At 72.1% G+C, this 15,753-nt stretch carries 10 protein-coding genes and 1 tRNA gene; 7 read left to right on the top strand and 4 right to left on the bottom strand.

Features of this window, described 5'->3' with window-relative positions; all coding sequences use genetic code 11:
• Positions 1-53 precede the first annotated feature (53 nt).
• The 3 genes from ACLQ3F_RS25310 to ACLQ3F_RS25300 form a co-directional block, all read right to left on the bottom strand.
• The gene (locus tag ACLQ3F_RS25310; protein WP_124773420.1) at positions 54-578 is read right to left on the bottom strand and encodes a hypothetical protein; all 525 of its coding nucleotides are present in this window, start codon (positions 576-578) and stop codon (positions 54-56) included.
• Between the two features lie 4 nt (positions 579-582).
• Positions 583-1,206, bottom strand: a complete 624-nt coding sequence (locus tag ACLQ3F_RS25305; RefSeq protein ID WP_124773419.1) for a hypothetical protein — start codon at positions 1,204-1,206, stop codon at positions 583-585.
• Between the two features lie 789 nt (positions 1,207-1,995).
• Complete coding sequence (locus ACLQ3F_RS25300; RefSeq protein ID WP_124773417.1) at positions 1,996-2,400, bottom strand: hypothetical protein; 405 nt, start codon at positions 2,398-2,400, stop codon at positions 1,996-1,998.
• A 385-nt stretch (positions 2,401-2,785) separates the two neighbouring features.
• Here ACLQ3F_RS25300 and ACLQ3F_RS25295 point away from each other — a divergent pair, with 385 nt between their 5' ends.
• On the top strand, positions 2,786-3,388 hold the full coding sequence (locus ACLQ3F_RS25295) for a hypothetical protein (RefSeq protein ID WP_124773415.1): 603 nt from the start codon (positions 2,786-2,788) through the stop codon (positions 3,386-3,388).
• Between the two features lie 260 nt (positions 3,389-3,648).
• The gene (locus tag ACLQ3F_RS25290; protein ID WP_425851912.1) at positions 3,649-5,259 is read left to right on the top strand and encodes a recombinase family protein; all 1,611 of its coding nucleotides are present in this window, start codon (positions 3,649-3,651) and stop codon (positions 5,257-5,259) included.
• Between the two features lie 19 nt (positions 5,260-5,278).
• On the opposite strand, the gene ACLQ3F_RS25285 is transcribed toward ACLQ3F_RS25290, so the two are convergent.
• Positions 5,279-5,362: transfer RNA gene (locus ACLQ3F_RS25285), tRNA-Leu, on the bottom strand.
• A gap of 231 nt (positions 5,363-5,593) precedes the next feature.
• On the opposite strand from ACLQ3F_RS25285, the gene ACLQ3F_RS25280 reads away from it, so the two are divergent.
• The 5 genes from ACLQ3F_RS25280 to ACLQ3F_RS25260 all read left to right on the top strand — a co-directional run bounded on the left by ACLQ3F_RS25280 (position 5,594) and on the right by ACLQ3F_RS25260 (position 15,567).
• Positions 5,594-8,194, top strand: coding sequence for a tetratricopeptide repeat protein (locus tag ACLQ3F_RS25280; protein ID WP_425851800.1), 2,601 nt, complete (start codon positions 5,594-5,596; stop codon positions 8,192-8,194).
• Between the two features lie 193 nt (positions 8,195-8,387).
• Entirely contained in the window at positions 8,388-11,006 is a 2,619-nt protein-coding gene (locus tag ACLQ3F_RS25275) for a fibronectin type III domain-containing protein (protein WP_425851798.1), read from the top strand.
• A gap of 27 nt (positions 11,007-11,033) precedes the next feature.
• Complete coding sequence (locus tag ACLQ3F_RS25270) at positions 11,034-12,029, top strand: AAA family ATPase (RefSeq protein WP_124777372.1); 996 nt, start codon at positions 11,034-11,036, stop codon at positions 12,027-12,029.
• A 14-nt stretch (positions 12,030-12,043) separates the two neighbouring features.
• The gene (locus ACLQ3F_RS25265) at positions 12,044-13,216 is read left to right on the top strand and encodes a DUF58 domain-containing protein (protein WP_425851796.1); all 1,173 of its coding nucleotides are present in this window, start codon (positions 12,044-12,046) and stop codon (positions 13,214-13,216) included.
• A complete protein-coding gene (locus ACLQ3F_RS25260; protein ID WP_425851794.1) occupies positions 13,210-15,567 on the top strand; it encodes a transglutaminaseTgpA domain-containing protein in 2,358 nt (785 codons plus the stop codon). The genes ACLQ3F_RS25265 and ACLQ3F_RS25260 overlap by 7 nt, the downstream gene beginning before the upstream one ends.
• The last annotated feature ends 186 nt before the right edge of the window (positions 15,568-15,753 follow it).

Below are 15,753 nucleotides of genomic sequence, written 5' to 3'. Positions count from 1 at the left end.
CCTCGTACAGGCGCGCCGCTGGGGCAAGTCGAACCAAGCCCCACGCGGGAGACTCACGTTGGCAGCCGGAAGCCGCTGATCTCACGCGACTGTGCCAGCCACTGTACGGCCAGCCGGCGCGCCTCTTCCCGGGGTATTGGTGACCTACGGCGGATCACCTTGGCCAGGCGCCGCACCGCGACGTCCTCCCACTGTTCCCGGAAGTCGTCGTCAGGAATTTCGATGAGGATCTTCGGCCGGTGCGGGTCGTGCTTCAGGCGGTCACCCGGGCGGCCGGGCTGCAAGTAGATAGCGCGGCTGTTGAGGGCATTGTCGACGATGATGCCCTCACCCTCGATGCTGAACATCAGTACCGCCCGGGCCTCGATCGGGCGAACGAACCACAGCGACAGAGAGACCAGGTCCTTATTTCGCTCAGCCTGCCCCCACCGATACGTGACGTCGCCGGGTGAGAGATGGCTGTGCAGGCGGACCAGTTCGTCGAGGTCAGGCCGGCTGGTGGTGTCGATAATGACCAACGGCACCATACGGCCGTCAGCGGCCGGACCCGCAATCGACCCGTCCGCGACGACGGGCACGATGTCAGCGGGATCTACCGCTCGTCTCGTCGGCCGCTTGGTCGTCCGACGTTTGATCATGCTCCACCTCCCGCAGGACGGATGCGCTGACTGTCACGGCTATACCGCGGCTGTCCTGCAAGACCGCGTCGTAACGCTGGATGCCGGCACCGTGTGGGAACAGGCCGGCGGGTAGTTCGAAGGTCAGCCACCCGGCGACCGCGCCGTTGGACTCCAGACGCACAGGCAGGTCCAGCGCCGTCACGTCGCCCGGAAAATCATCTCCGGTAGTCCGGTGACCGACCTTGACCGTCATCGCGTGCCCGGTCGGCAACGTATAGGCGATGTGCAGCTCAGCGCCGACGATAGCCGCATCGCGGTCGGTGGGGTTGACTGCCAGGATCTTGATACCGACCCAGCGTGAGGCGCCTGAACGGCGCCACGATGCCGAGTCGGCAAGAGTGACATCCAGTCGGGCCGCCCGGCGCTCCTCTTGCTGCATCGATAACGCCAGGGCGCGCCGCGAGGTGTTGCGGTTGGACAGTGCGACCAGCAACGCCAGCAGTGCCACGGCCGCCGACGCCACGGGAACCCACTGCGTCCAGCCGCTATCCGAAGACACGGGCGGCTGGGCCAGAACCAGGAGCATGTGGCACAGAATGCCCGACAGCACACGCCCGTGACACCGGATGATCGGCCGAGCCCACGACAGTGATGGCGGAAGCGGTGCCAGGAGCCGGCGGACTTCACGGAGATCACGGAGCAGCCAGCGGGTGACTGAGACTGACCACAACCCCGCTACATGTAGTGCACGCCGGCTGTTACCGACGGGGGCGGAAGGCCCCACCTGCCGCCCTGATCATGTCCGCCCGATGCTCCGACTCAGAGCTGAGAAGCACGACGGCAAAGATGATCATTCCGGCCACAACTCCGGCCACGGGTGTGCCGACGATGATGAGGACAGTCCGCGGCGACAGGTTTTGAATGAATCCGAAATCCACAAGGTTCTCCGAGCTCTCGCCGAGCTGGAGCCACACAGGACTCAGCTCGGCCACCAATTTGGCTTGTTGGCTGAGGTCCTGCTCCGACTTAGCAGACGCCTTGTGTTGCTCTGACCACGCGCTCCGTAGGTGCTTCGGTGTCCGGTCCCCGGTCAGCAGCCGGGTCGACCGCAGGCCCCGCCTGACCGCGCCACCGCGCCACGGCGGCCGCGCTGGACGCGACGACCAGCGGCCCGCCGACGGCGATGGACCACACCGCCCAGCGCGGCGCCCGCACCTTTCCCTCAGCTTTGCGTCGCTGACTTATCGGCCGCCTCCTCGTCGTCTCCTTCGTCGTCGGGGTCGTGCGGGTCGTCGGCATCCCCCACGGGGTCGGTCTGGCCGGCGCGGGCCCACGCCTCGGCCATCAGCGCCCGGAAGAAGTCGGCGCGCTGCTGCTAGCTCATCTGGTCGACCTCGGCGCGGATCGGGCGGCCATCCGGTCCGGTGTGGGCGGTGGTCGAGTCCGGCAGGCCCAGCGCCAGCCGCTCGACGCGGGTCGCCACCTCCAGCCAGCGGGCGATGTCCCGAGGGCCGAGCTTCGACGCGTCGAGGGCCTGCAACCGGGTCACGAGCGTCGCTTGCCGCGTCGACGCGATCCGGGCTTGCCGCCTGGCCTTGTCGCGCCGCTGCTCGGCCAGGCCCTCGGCGTACAGCCGGTCCTCATCGCGGTCCCACGTCTGCGCCCGCTGCACCACCCACTTCCAGATGCTCGCCGGCTTGTGGAGGTAATCCCGGCTCTTGTTGGCCTCGGTGGCGACCTTGGCGACGGTGCGGGTGCGGCCCAGGTCGCGATACAGCACAAATACCCGTACGCCTTCTCGGGCTCTCGGCGCTGCCGGTCCCCCAGGGCAGGAACTCCGGCTCGCTCATGGTCACCTCTTCGTGCTGTCGTGCCTGGTGCGGGCGGTCCGGTCTGCGGGGAAGTCAGGCCGGGCCGCCCTATTGCGGCCGGACAGCTGCCGGACAGAGACATGCCCGGCTTGGCCAATTGCCGATGCCTATCTCCGAAGATACGGTTGAGGGCACGGTGGCCCCGCGCCGCCGGATTCTCCTGTCGCCCGCCGGCCCACGCCTGGCACTGGGGACACCGAGGGACACGGCGTTGATCGTCACGCGGGTGCGGTAGCTCCGGCACATCCCCTGTCGCCGGCGGTCGCGTGGGGTCCGCCGGAGGATGGATTGATTGTGAGCACGGACAACCGGGCCAAGAAGCTGGCCAAGCAGGAAGGCATCGCTTATGCCACCGCGCTGCGTCTGACCCGCGATCAGCAAGACGACGAGCGGAAGCGGAAGGCCCAGGCGGAGATGGAGGCGCTGTTCCCGTCGCTGGACAGTCTGCTGCCGGAAGCGGTGAGCAGCGCATGCCGCACGATGGCGGGCAACAGCATCGGGCGCTACGTCGGGAAGAACAGCGAGAACTGGACCGCCGGGCTGACCCTCGACGACGTCGATCTTCCCACGGACATCCTGCGCGAGATGGTGATCGACGTGGTCACGCCCGACCTCGACACGATCAACTGGCATGTGGACGACGACCCCGACGAGCAACACCCCGGCTCGGTCGAGGCCGTAACCGAGGTGACCTTCACCGGTTGGGGCCGACTGGCCGCGGTTGCTGGGCGGCACAACCTGCGGTTGGTCGACCCGGACGTGGACGGCAACGCCGAAGTTACCTTCACGAGCCGCGTGCGACTGGAGTGGCACTTCGTCTACCACCCGGGGATGAACTATCTCGACCTGCTGTACGCGGGCGCGTCCGAGCTGATGCCGACCAACCCGCACTACTAGGCACGGGCTAGGTGTGCTGTCCGGGGAGGCCGGTTGAGGTTGTGTGACGACACGCTTTGATGTCGTAGGTAGGTGAAGGCCTCCGGTTGTGGAGTGGAGCTGTCGAGGAACCGCTCCGCCAACCAGGAGGCTTCATGTCCCACGCTAATGCTGCTTTGACTCCTCGCGCACGTCTGCGCCTGGCGCGCCTGATCGTGGATGAGGACTGGTCAGTCGCTGCGACGCTGAATCTCAACAAAGCCAGGTACCACCTCGGCGAGATGTTCGGAGAGCTCGCGCACCGCCGGCTGACGTGCACGGATAGGCCGCTAACCGCGCGTCACGCATTGTCCCCGTCGGTCGAGCGGATGCTCGGTATGCCAACACAGTGCACAGACCGACTGCCACCAAGCGGCCCGACAGTCCTTCGACCAGCGCCAGCGGACTGCTTGTCCGACTCGACCGCGAAGATCCTTCGTAGAAATATCGGCGTGTCGGACAACCAGCGTGACGATCTCGAGGATCCCCTGACTCGATGGCTCAACGGGCAGCCGCAGGCCGACCCGCAACTGCTTACCGAACGGCGGCGTGGTCTGCGGTTTGCGTTCTACGGTCGGATGTCGACCGTCGAGCACCAGGACCGGGTGACCTCCCGGCACTGGCAACGGGACTGCGCCACTGAACTCGTCGCCGCTCACGGCGTGATCGTCGCCGAATACTTCGATGTCGGCTGCTCTCGCCGCCGCGGTTGGCGGCAGCGTCCGCAGGCCGCCGCGCTGCTGGCCGCGCTCGACGATCCAGATCGCGGGTTCGACGCGATCGTGGTCGGCGAGTACGAGCGGGCGTTCTCCGCCAATCAGCTGCAGCGTCTGGCGCCGGTGCTCGAACAGCACGCTGTGCAGCTGTGGCTGCCCGAGACGGAGGGGCCTGTCGATCACCACGACCCGGCCCATCAGGCGCTGATCATGATGCTGGGCGCCCAGTCGAAACGTGAGGTGCAGCGCGCCCGGTTCCGGGTCGTCACGGCGATGCGGGCCCAAGCGCGGGAGCAGGGACGGTATCTCGGAGGCCGGCCGCCCTACGGCTACCGACTCACAGACGCCGGCCCTCATCCAAACGCCGCCCAAGCGCGATGGGGTCGCCGGCTTCAACGCCTCGAACCGGATCCGGCCACGGCCGGACACGTGCGGTGGATGTTCGCCCAACGCCTGGACGGCCAGAGTCTCGCCAGCATCGCACGCGCCCTCAACGACGCCGGGATACCGTGCCCGTCGGGCGTCGATCCCGACCGCAATCCACACCGCAGTGGCGACCGGTGGACCCTACGAACGGTCGCGGCGATCCTCGCCAACCCTCGCTACACGGGTCGGCAGGTCTGGAACCGGCAATCCGCGCACAACGACGCCGACGCTAGCCGCTCGGAGCGAGAACCGATCCGGCGGAACCCGACCGTGGACTGGGTGGTCTCCAAGCAACGGGCTCACACCGCGCTGGTAAGTGAGCAGGACTTCGTCGCCGTCCAGGCCATCCGTTCCCACCGGAGCGCCCACGACGGCACCACCCGCCGCTACCTGTTCACCGGCCTACTGCGCTGCGGACCATGCGGCCGAAGATTGGAATCTCACTGGATCAACCAACGCCCCGGCTACCGATGCCGCCACGGCCACACCAGCACTCAACAGCCCACCGACCGCCGACGCAAGATCCTCTACCTCAGGGAAGACCACATCATCGCAAGACTCACCGACCATCCCCGCCTCCCCAGCGGGATCCAGACCCCACACGACCTGGTCGCACTCCTGCACAAGAGGAAGATCACCATCGTCTGCGACCAGGAGCAGTGCACACCAACCACAGAAAGATCCGCGCAGGTCAACCTGCGCGGATCATGATCTATATGTGGTAATGATGTGTCCGAGGGGGGACTTGAACCCCCACACCCTATACGGGTACTAGCACCTCAAGCTAGCGCGTCTGCCATTCCGCCACCCGGACCTACACGTTCAGCCTACCTTGCCGACCAGATGATCTTTCATCCGGTGGTCAGCACAGCGGGCCGCACGGGGAGTTACTGTACACGCCACTCGTGGATCATGCACATCGCCTTCCGGCGCCTCTCCCCTGGAGCTTCCGCCGCTGCTCAAGCCGCCCAGAACGGCCGCACCGACACACCGTCGGGGCGTGTCCGGGTAGCGTCCGGCGGCCCTGTGACGGCAGCATTGCCACGTGTCCCATCCCTCCCCCCTGGCAGCCGCCCAGCACCGAGCCCTCGCCCTGCGCGCCGCGGGCGACCTCAGCGCCGCCCGGCAACTGCTCGCGGAGGTCGTCGAAGCCGCTCCCCCGCCGTACGGTGACGACCATCCCGAGGTGCTGCACACCGCGCACCTGCTGGCACGGCTGCACCGGGAGGGGGACGACCCGCTCGCTGCCCGCCGGGTGTTGGAGGAGGCGTTCGCGGCGGGTGAGCGGCGCTGGCAGCACTCCGACCCGCTGATGCTCGCCCTCGCCTTCGAACTCGCCGAGGTGGCCGAGGAGCTCGGCAACCGGCACGAGGCCCGCCGCAACTACACCCGCGTCGCCACCGCGGGGCCCGCCGCGCTCGGGGAGAACCACCCGGCGGTACGCGCAGCCCGCGACTACCTCGGCCCACCCCCGCCGTCTCCGGGCGAGCAGCACCCCGCGCCGACGCCCGATGCTGCCCCGGCCGCCCCGGTGACCGAGCCGGGCGCCCGGTCGGCGCTGTCCGGCCCGACCCTGTCGCTGGCGACCCTCGCCGCGATGCGGCCCTCCGCCGACGGCCCGCCGCCCGCCGTCTCACAGTGGGCGCCGCAACCGCCGGCCGCACCCCAACAAACCCCTCCGGCGGTACGCGCACCCGCCACACCCCCGTCGCCCGGCCACGCCACCCCGGCACCGGTGCCAGCCCCTCGGGCGATGCCCGTTCAGCCGGCATCTCCGTCGACGCCGGCCGAGCAGCGGTCAGCAGACCGAGCGCCGTCCGGGCCGACCGTCGCACCACGCCAACGAGTGGGCGGTCACGCGACGCCGCCGGTGGTCGACGTGCCACCCGCGACGTCGACCCCAACCGCCTCGGCGTCGACCGCTCCGCCGGCGACACCGGCGGTGCCGGCACCTCGCTGGGACAACCCCACCATCCAGGTACGGCAGATCGAGCCGCTGCTCGCTGAGGAAGCCGCCCGAGCCGCCGCCCGGCCAACCACGTCGAGCGAATCGCACACCGTGTCCGGCGCCGAGGCGACGTCATCGGGCAGCCCCTCCCCTACCGTCGGCCAACCAGGGCCGGCGTACCCGGTGAGCGGGCCACCGGCCCAGCCCATCAGCGCACCGCCGGTGACCCCGTCTCCGATCTCCGCGCCCCCCAGTCAGCCGTACCCGGTCTCGGGACCGCCGGCCCACCCATACCCTGTCTCCGCACCGCCCGGCTACGCCCAACCCGTGTCCGCGCCGCCCGGGCACACCTACCCGGTCTCCGCGCCGCCCGGCTACGCCCAGCCAGTGTCCGGACCCCCGGGGCACACCTACCCGGTGTCCGCACCACCCGGCTACGCCCAACCCGTGTCCGCGCCGCCCGGGCACACCTACCCCGTGTCCGCGCCGCCCGGCTTTGGGCCGCCCGTCTCCGCGCCTCCGGTGAGCGCACCACCCGTACCGCCCTGGGGGTTGACCGCACCGCCCTGGAGCAGCAGCGCCCCACCGCAGCCCCTGCCGACTCCAGGTGCCGACTCCCCCACCCAGACCGCTATGGCTGCGCAGACAGTCACCACCGGGCAGGCCCCGGTGGCTGGGCAGGCCATGATGGACGCGGGCGGTACCGGCGCGGATGTCGACTCTGGCCTGGGCATCCTCGACGCCCCGGTGGTGCCGACTCAGCGGGCTCCTGGCGCGCTGTCCGACCAGACCGTGGTGTTGCCGTCCGTTCCGGCGCAGCGCGGCCCGGCCGGGGTCGACACCAGTCCGGGCTGGCCCGCCGCCGCACAGGCGAACCCCACCGCCGCGCCTACGCACCTCACGGCCGCCCAACCGCACCCCACCGCCGCGCCAACTCACCGAGAAGGCACCCAGGCGAACCCGGGCATCGCTGAGGCAGGCCCCATCGCCGCGCAGCCGAGCCCCGCTGCGCAGCCGGCTTGGCCCTCGTCCGTCGGCGCCGACCCGGCGCTGGCACCGCCAGCCGCGCCGCCGCCGGTCCAGCAGTACCACCACCAGCCGCCCCAGACGCCGTACCCGGCACAGGACCAGCACCAGCACCAGGACCAGCACCAGGCGCCGTACCCGGGTCAGCAGTACCACCCGGTGCCGGACGCGTACCGGCCGGCGTACGCCGATGACAGTGGGTCGACGGGCCGCAACCGGGCGGCGCTGGTCGGCGCGGTCGTGGCGGCCGGGGTGGCCGTCGTGGCGGTGGCGGGCCTGGGTGTGGTGATGCTGACCCGCGACGAGCCGCCGCCGGCCGGGACCGCGCCCACGGCGGTGGCACCGACGGCGGCTGGGCTTCCGCCGGGCGATCTCACGCTGCGGGACGATTCGACCACTATCACGTTGACCTGGACGGACCCGACCGGCGGCGCGGTGCCGTTCATGGTCGCCGCGGGTCGGGCCGGGCAGGCCCTGGGCGTGATGGCCACCGTGGACCCGGGCCGGACCAGCTACACGGTCAACGGGTTGAACTCCCGAGTGGATCACTGTTTCACCGTGTTGGCGGTCTACTCCACTGACAGCTTTGCGACTTCCGGACAGGTGTGCACCGCGCGGGAGCGTGGAGCCACGTCGAGCGGGGAGCCGTCCGGCCGGGCGTCGCCGCGCTGAGTCGCGCCGAAACCGCGCCGAGTCGAGCGGGAACCGGGCTGAGCTGGACGTCCACAACGCACACTCTCGGTATCCACAGGGGTGACGGTGCGGGTTCCCCCGCCACCACCAGCGCCATATGATGGCACCCGGCTCAGGGGAGGGGTTGCCGCAAGGCGCGCCACCTGCCACGACTCAGGGGAGGCAGCCGGCTGTGGCCAGCATCGACGACGCCGTACAGTCCGAGGCCCCCCGCTCCCGGTCCCGGCTGCGCGGTGGGCTGGTGACCGTCGGCACGGTGGCCGCGCTGCTGGCCGCCATGGGGCTGACCGTCCTCGGGTTGGGCGCGGCGGACAACGCGGTGGCCAACTATGACGCGAGTTCCTGGCTGTGGAGCACGGCGCGCAGCGAGCTGGCCCGCGTCAACGGGGTCACCGCCCGGGTGGACACCCGCACCGAGATCCCCGCTGCCCGGCAGCATCCGATGCAGATCACCCAGACCGACCGGCTGCTGATCCTGCGGGACCTTCAGAGCGGGCAGGTCAGTTCCCTGGATCTGGCCACCCTCCAGCTCAGCGCGACCACCCGGACCACCCCCGGCCTGGGCGTCAGTGTGGCCCTGCACGAGGACGCGGCGTTCGTCGTCGACGCCGTGCAGGGCATCGTCCGCCAACTCGACCCGCGATCGTTGACCCCGGTCGGCGAGCCGGTGCGCTATCCGCCGGGCATCACGGGCGGCACCTTCGACGGTAAGGGTCGACTCTGGATCGCGGTGCCCAGCCAGGGCACGGTCTCGGCGATCACCGCGGCCAAGCTGCCGTCCGCGCCGGCGACAGCCAGTGCCGGGCTCAGCCCGCAGCGGGTCGAGTCGTACGACGTCGCCGACGCCAGCCACGAGCTGGTGGTCTCCACCCTCGACGACGGGGTGGCGGTGCTCGACCGGACGGCCGGGAAGCTGGTGCGGGTGCAGCGCGGTGAGGTGCACCCGACGGCGCTGACGCTGTCCGGCCCGGCGGCGCTGCCCTCGCGTACCAGCGGCCCACGGGTGCCGGTCACGGTGACCGCCGACCGGCGGGTGCTGCTGGTGGGTGACGGTGGGCAGGAGAGCGCGTTCACCGTGCCGGGTGAGGGGGACCGGCTCAGCCCGGCGGTGGCCTGGGCGAACCGGGTCTACTGCGCCGACGAGGCCACCGGCACCATCTACTCCTTCGACGCGGCGGGCCAGCTGGTCGAGACCATCCGCGGGCGGGCCAACGGGCCGCTGGAGCTGGAGGTCCGGGAGAACCACCTGTTCATCAACTCCCCCGACTCGGCGACCGCCCGGGTGGTGGACGACAAGCACCAGGTGCGCGAGGTCAACAAGTACGCCAACGACGTGCTCGGCGGTGACCCGCCGCCGGTTCCCCCGCCGCCGCCTCCGCCGAAGAAGCCGCGGGTGGGCAAGCCGAGCGCGCCGCGCAGCGTCACCGCCGCCGCCGGCAACGCCCAGGCGCGGGTGAGTTGGCGCCCGGCCGCCGCCAACGGCGCCGAGATCATCAAGTACGTGGTGCAGGGCGCCGGGCAGCGCCTGGAGGTCGGCGCGAACCAGCGGGCGGTGGAGGTCAAGGGTCTGACCAACGGCGAGACGTACCGGTTCGCTGTGCACGCCGTCAACGCCAAGGGCGACGGCCCGCCGCGCAACAGCAACCCGGTGACGCCGACGGCGGCGGTGCCCGACCCACCCGCGAGCGTCACGGCGCAGGAACGGCCGGACGGCACGGTGCTCGTCAAGTGGCCGGCGGCGAACGGGCAGGGCAACACCATCGCGAGGTACGCGGTGACGGCCAGTTCGGCGGGGACGAACGCGCCGGCCGGTGAGTCGACCAAGACGGAGCTGGTGGTGCCCGCCGGTGAGCTGGAGTTCGGCACCCAGTACGCGTTCACGGTGGTGGCGGTCAACAGCAAGGGCGCCGGGTCGGCGGCGTCGCCGGTCAGCAACACGGTGGTGCCGTTCGCTGCGCCCGGTCGGCCGCTCGACCTGCGCGCCGGCACCGTCGCCAACCAGCCGGGCGCGGTGACGGTGCAGTGGGCGCCGGCCGAGGCCAACGGTCGGCCGGTGACGAAGTACCTGGTGGACGTCGGCGGGCGGGTCAGCGAGGTGACCGACACCCGCACGACCGTCACCGGGCTGGGCAACGGCCAGAACGTCACGGTGAAGGTGAAGGCGGTCAACGAGGCGGGGCCCGGCCCGGAGGCCACCGCCACGGCGCGCACGGTGGCCGAGCCACGGGTCACTGTGACCGGGTCGTCGTCGACAGCCACCGGGGCGACCGTCACGTTCACAGTGGACGCCGGTGGCGGTCAGGCCACCTGCACGCTGACCACGACGGGCGAACCGGCGAAGACCGGGGCGTGCTCCAGCATCACGATGACGGGCCTGACGCCGGGCACCAGCTACACGTTCACGGTGACGGCGAGCAACGCCGCCGGCAAGGGCACCGCCACGAAGGCGCAGGCCACCCAGGCGCTGTACGGGATCGCGACCTGCCGCAACGGCGCATCCGGACCCGAGTCGACCTACTGCGACAGGGACCGGGAAGGCCGCAACGGCAACGAGATCTTCTCGGTCACCCGGCAGGACAACGACAAGCAGGTGGGGTGGGCCAAGCCCGGCACCCGGCTCCAGGCGTACTGCAAGAAGTCGGGCGAGGAGGTCTACGCCTACATCTACAACAACGAGAAGCGCAGCACCTGGTGGGTGCAGGTCAACTACAAGGGTGGGAAGAACTACATCCCGTGGGCCTGGCTCAACCTGGAGGGCGGCGATGACATCAAGGTCCTGCCCACCTGCTGAACCACCAGGCGAGGAGCACCACCGACCGTGAACACCCACGAGCCGCTCACCCAGCCGGAGGTGCAGGGCTTCGCCGCCCTGGCCGCCCGGCTGGCCGAGAACGTCAACGCTGTGGTGCTCGGCAAACCGCAGGTGGTGCGGCTGGCGCTGACCGCGCTCTTCGCCCAGGGTCACGTGCTGCTGGAGGACGTGCCCGGGGTCGGTAAGACGACCCTGGCACGGGCCATCGCCGCCACTGTCAAGGGTGAGTGGCGGCGCATCCAGTTCACGCCCGACCTGCTCCCCTCGGACGTGTCCGGCGTGACGATCTTCAACCAGGCGACCCGGGACTTCGAGTTCCATCCGGGTCCGGTCTTCGCCAACATCGTCATCGCCGACGAGATCAACCGGGCGTCGCCGAAGACCCAGTCGGCGCTGCTGGAGGTGATGGAGGAACGGACCGTCACTGTGGACGGGGTCCGGCACCCGGTGCCGTCGCCGTTCCTGGTGGTCGCCACCCAGAACCCGGTGGAGATGGACGGCACCTACCGCCTGCCCGAGGCGCAGTTGGACCGTTTCCTGGTGAAGCTCTCCGTCGGCTACCCGGACGAGGCCGTCGAGGTCGAGGTGCTGCGCGGCGCGACGGTGCGGTCCCCCGAGGCGCTCGCCCCGGTCACCGACACCGCCACCGTCGGCGAGATGGTCCGGATGGCCCGCCGGGTGCACATCGCCGAGCCGCTCTACGCGTACGCGGTCCGGTTGGCCGCTGCCACCCGCACCCACCCGCAGGTGCGCGTCGGCGTCAGCCCCCGGGGTGTGATCGCGTTGACCCGTGCGGCGTGCGCGTACGCGCTGATCGACGGGCGGGGCTGGATCATGCCGGAGGACCTGAAGGCGCTCGCCGAGGCGGTCTTCGCCCACCGGCTGCTGCTCACCCCGGACGCCCAGGTGCGCGGGATGACCCCCGCGGAGGTGCTGCGCCAGGCCGTCGCCTCGGTGCCGGTCCCGCTGCCGTCGGGGCAACCCGCTCCGGTGCAGGGCTGACCGGCAGCAGCGCGATGGGAATCACCGCCCGTGGGGTCGGGCTGCTCGTCGCCGCCGTGGTGCTGCTGGGGGCGGGTTTCCGGTTCGCGTACCCCGAGTTGACGTTGCTCGGCGCGGCGGCCGGCGCGGCCGTCGGCTACGCCGCGCTGGTCGCGGCCTGGCGGCCCCGACTGACGGTGACCCGCCGCGCGGACCCGGACCGGGTGGCGCGTGGCGAGCCGGCGAGCATGGCGTTGACAGTGCGCAACACCGGGCGGCTGCGCTCGGCGAACCTGCTGGCCGAGGACCGGTGCGGCCAGCGGACCGTGCCGGTGCCGGTGCTGCGCCTGCGACCCGGCCGGGACACCGAGGTCCGCTACGACGTGCCGACCGACCGTCGTGGGGTGGTGCCGGTCGGGCCGCTGCGGGTGACCCGCCGGGACCCGCTGGGGTTGGTGGCGCTGGCCCGCCCGTACGGTGCGGCGGTGCCGGTCTGGGTGCACCCCCGGGTCCATCCGCTGACGGCCGTGCCCAGAGGCGCGGGCCGCAGCCTCGACGGTCGGGTGGACGGCGTCCCGCACGGGTCGATCACGTTCGACTCGCTGCGGGAGTACGTGGTCGGCGACGAGCTGCGCCGCGTGCACTGGCGCACCAGCGCCCGGGTGGGTGAGCTGATGGTGCGGGAGAACGTGGACACCAGCCTGCCGCGCCTGGTCGTCCTGCTGGACAACCGTGCTGCCGCGCACCCGCAGCGGTTCGGCGGGGTGGCGGAGTCGTTCGAGTCGGCCTGCGAGGCCGCGGCGTCGGTCGTCACCGCCGCGCACCGCGCGGACCTGCCGGTGCTGCTGCTCATGGCCGCCGCCGAGCCCGCCGAGGCCACGACACCCGGCGGCGAGGCCGGCGGCGTGCTCGGTCCGCTGGACCGGCTTGCCGCCGCCGACCTGTCCGACGACGGCGACGCGGTGCGGGCGGCCACCACCCGACTGCGGCAGGACCGGCTCGGCGACACGCTGATCTTCCTGACCGGGCCCGGTGGCCGCGACGAGCTGGGGCACGTCGGCGCGCTGCGCGGCGCGTACCCGTCGGTGGTGGTCGCGGTGTTCGGCGCGGCCGAGCCGACGCCGCCGGGCACCGCGGGTCTCGTGGTCGTCGACGCGGCCGACGGCGCGCAGTTCGCCGCCGAGTGGGACGGGGTACGCCGGTGGTGACGCTCGCCGTGCGGGTGCTGCGGGCGGCGGTCCCGCCGCTGGCACTGATCGGGCTGACGGCGCTCGCCGGGGTGGTGCTCGGCCGGGTGTACGCGGGCAACCTGCTGACCTGGCTGGTGATCGGCGCGGCGGCGGGTTCGGTGCTGGTCAGCGTGGCCGCCCGGCGGCTGCCGTCCTGGTTGGTGGCACCGGTCTCGGTGGCCGCGATGGCCGGCTGGACACTGTGGTCGCTGCGACTGGCCGCCACCCGCGCCGAGTTGCCGGGCGGCCTGCTGGAGGTCAGCGCGGACGCCGCCCGCAACGGCATCCCCCGGCTGCTCACCGCGATGATCCCGGTGGAGCCCACCCCGGACACCGTGCTGGTGCCGGTCGTCGCCGCCTGGCTGGCCGGGCTGACGGGCGCGGAGGTGGCGCTGCGCACCGGCCGGGTGCTGCTGGGTTACCTGCCGGCGGCGGGGCTCTACGCCGCCGCCCTCTACGTGGTCGGCCCGAACGCCGAACCGGCGGTGGGGTCGACAGTGGTGTTCGTCGCGGTCGCGGCCCTCGGCCTGGCCACTCCCACCCGCACCGCGGCGGGCGGCGGCGATCCGAGCGCCGGACTGACCCCCGGGGTACGCGCGGCGGTGCGACTGCGGCTGGCCGCCAGCGCGGCGCTCGGGGTGGCACTGGTGGTCGGGCTGGTGGCGTTGCTCGGCCCGATCGTCGCCGGGCAGGTCGACGGCCGGCCGGTGGACCCGCGCCGGTACGTGGAGCCGCCGCAGGTGCAGACGCTCGACGAGAACCCGCTGATCCGCATCTCCGGCTGGGCGCTGCACCCGGAGCAGAAACTCCTCGACGTGAGCACGGAACGCCCCGACGCACCGCCCGCTGGCCCCCCGCCGGAGGCCGATCCCGCGGCGGACACCGCGCGCAGTGTGCGGATCCGGTTGGCGGTGCTCAGCGACTACGACGGGGTGACCTGGCGCGTCGGCGCGACGTACCGCAACGCCGGGCGGATCCTGCCGGCCGCTGCCGTGGCCCGCGACAGCACAGTGCGGACGGTCCGGCAGCAGATCAGCGTGGCCGAGTTGAGCGGCCGGCTGCTGCCCGCCGTGGCGACACCTCGGGAGGTCAGTGGCGCGCGGGTAGCGTACGACGCGGCGAGCGGGACGCTGATCCGACCGGAAGGGCTGACGCCGGGGCTGCGGTACGCGGTGACCTCCGCCGAGGAACGCCCCGACCAGAATCTGTTGGCCAGTGCGAACGTGCCCGCCGGGGACGAGGTGGCCCGGGTGCTGCGGGTCGCCGACGGGGTGCCCGACCCGATGCGCCGGCTGGCCACCCAACTCGCCGAGGAGAACGGTGCCCCGTTCGCGCGGGCGTCGGCGATCGAGCAGTTTCTGGCCGAGCACTACCGGGTGGTGGCGGATGCCCCGAGCGGGCACGCGTACCCGAACCTGGGTTTCTTCCTGTTCGGGCCGCGCAACGGCGGCGGGCAGGAGGGCACCTCGGAGCAGTTCGCGGCGGCCTTCGCGGTCCTCGGCCGGCTCTCCGGGCTGCCCACGCGGGTGGTGGTGGGCTTCCGGACCAGCGGGCAGGGTCCGGTGCTGGCCGGTGACGCGTACGCCTGGCCGGAGGTGCTCTTCGACGGGCTGGGCTGGGTGTCGTTCGACCCGCTGCCCCGCCCCGACAACGAGCCGCGACCGGTCGAGGAGGACTTCCGCCCGACGCCGGAGGACCCGCCGCCGTCGGAGGCGCCGGCACCGACCGCTGAGCCCAGCGCCTCACCGGAACCGGCGACCGCCGCCGACGCCCCGCCCGGCAACGACGGGGTCTCCACGCCGGTGCTGGTCGCCGGCGGCAGCGGCGGCCTGCTGCTCGTGGTGGGGGCGTTCCTGCTCACCCTGCTGGCGATGCGCCGCTCGCTGACCCGCGGCCGGCTCGTGCGGGGCGACCCCGGCCAGCGCATCGCCGGCGCCTGGCGGGAGGTCACCGACGCGCTCCGGCTGGCCGGCAGACCGGTCGGCGACGACCTGGCCGCCACCGAGGTCGCCGGCCACGCCCGCCAAACCCTCGCCGACGCCCGTCTCGCGCGGAGCGGAGGTGACGCGGTCGGTGACCCGGGCGCCGTCGCGCCCAGCGGCGACACGGCGGCGGCAGGCGCGTCCGCCCCGGCCGTCGACGAGTTGGCGGCCCTGCTCAACCAGGTGGGCTTCGCCCCTGGCGCCGCGACACCCGACCAGGCGGCTCGCGCCGCCGAGGTGGCCACCGCCTACGTGACCACCCTGCGCTCCGCCCGCCCCTGGTGGCGCCGCCTGCTCTGGTCCGTGCACCCCACTCCCCTGCGCCGCGCCCGCCGCTCCCCGCGGTGATCAAGAGCTTTGCGTCGGCAGCGGGCCTCCTTCTGACGCGAACTTCTTGATCACCGGCGGCAGGGCCGGAGGCGGCGGCGAACGGGCCGGCGCAGGACGTCGTCTTCGCCGCGGCGTTGGACCTGGCCCGGCTCTACAGCAGCGAGCCGGCGCTGATCAGCTCCAGCGCCCACCTCCTGGCTGTCG

The organism is Micromonospora sp. DT15 (genome assembly GCF_049841475.1).
Lineage (GTDB): Bacteria > Actinomycetota > Actinomycetes > Mycobacteriales > Micromonosporaceae > Micromonospora.
The sequence above is the reverse complement of the archived record's forward strand: the minus strand, read 5'-3'. Positions and strand labels throughout refer to the sequence as shown.

What these genes read in the sequence shown, in the direction of transcription:
- ACLQ3F_RS25265 (WP_425851796.1), top strand. Translation starts at nt 12,044, where the DNA reads ATGGGAATCACCGCCCGTGGGGTCGGGCTGCTCGTCGCCGCCGTGGTG.
- ACLQ3F_RS25305 (WP_124773419.1), bottom strand. Translation starts at nt 1,206, where the DNA reads ATGCTCCTGGTTCTGGCCCAGCCGCCCGTGTCTTCGGATAGCGGCTGG.
- ACLQ3F_RS25290 (WP_425851912.1), top strand. Translation starts at nt 3,649, where the DNA reads ATGTTCGGAGAGCTCGCGCACCGCCGGCTGACGTGCACGGATAGGCCG.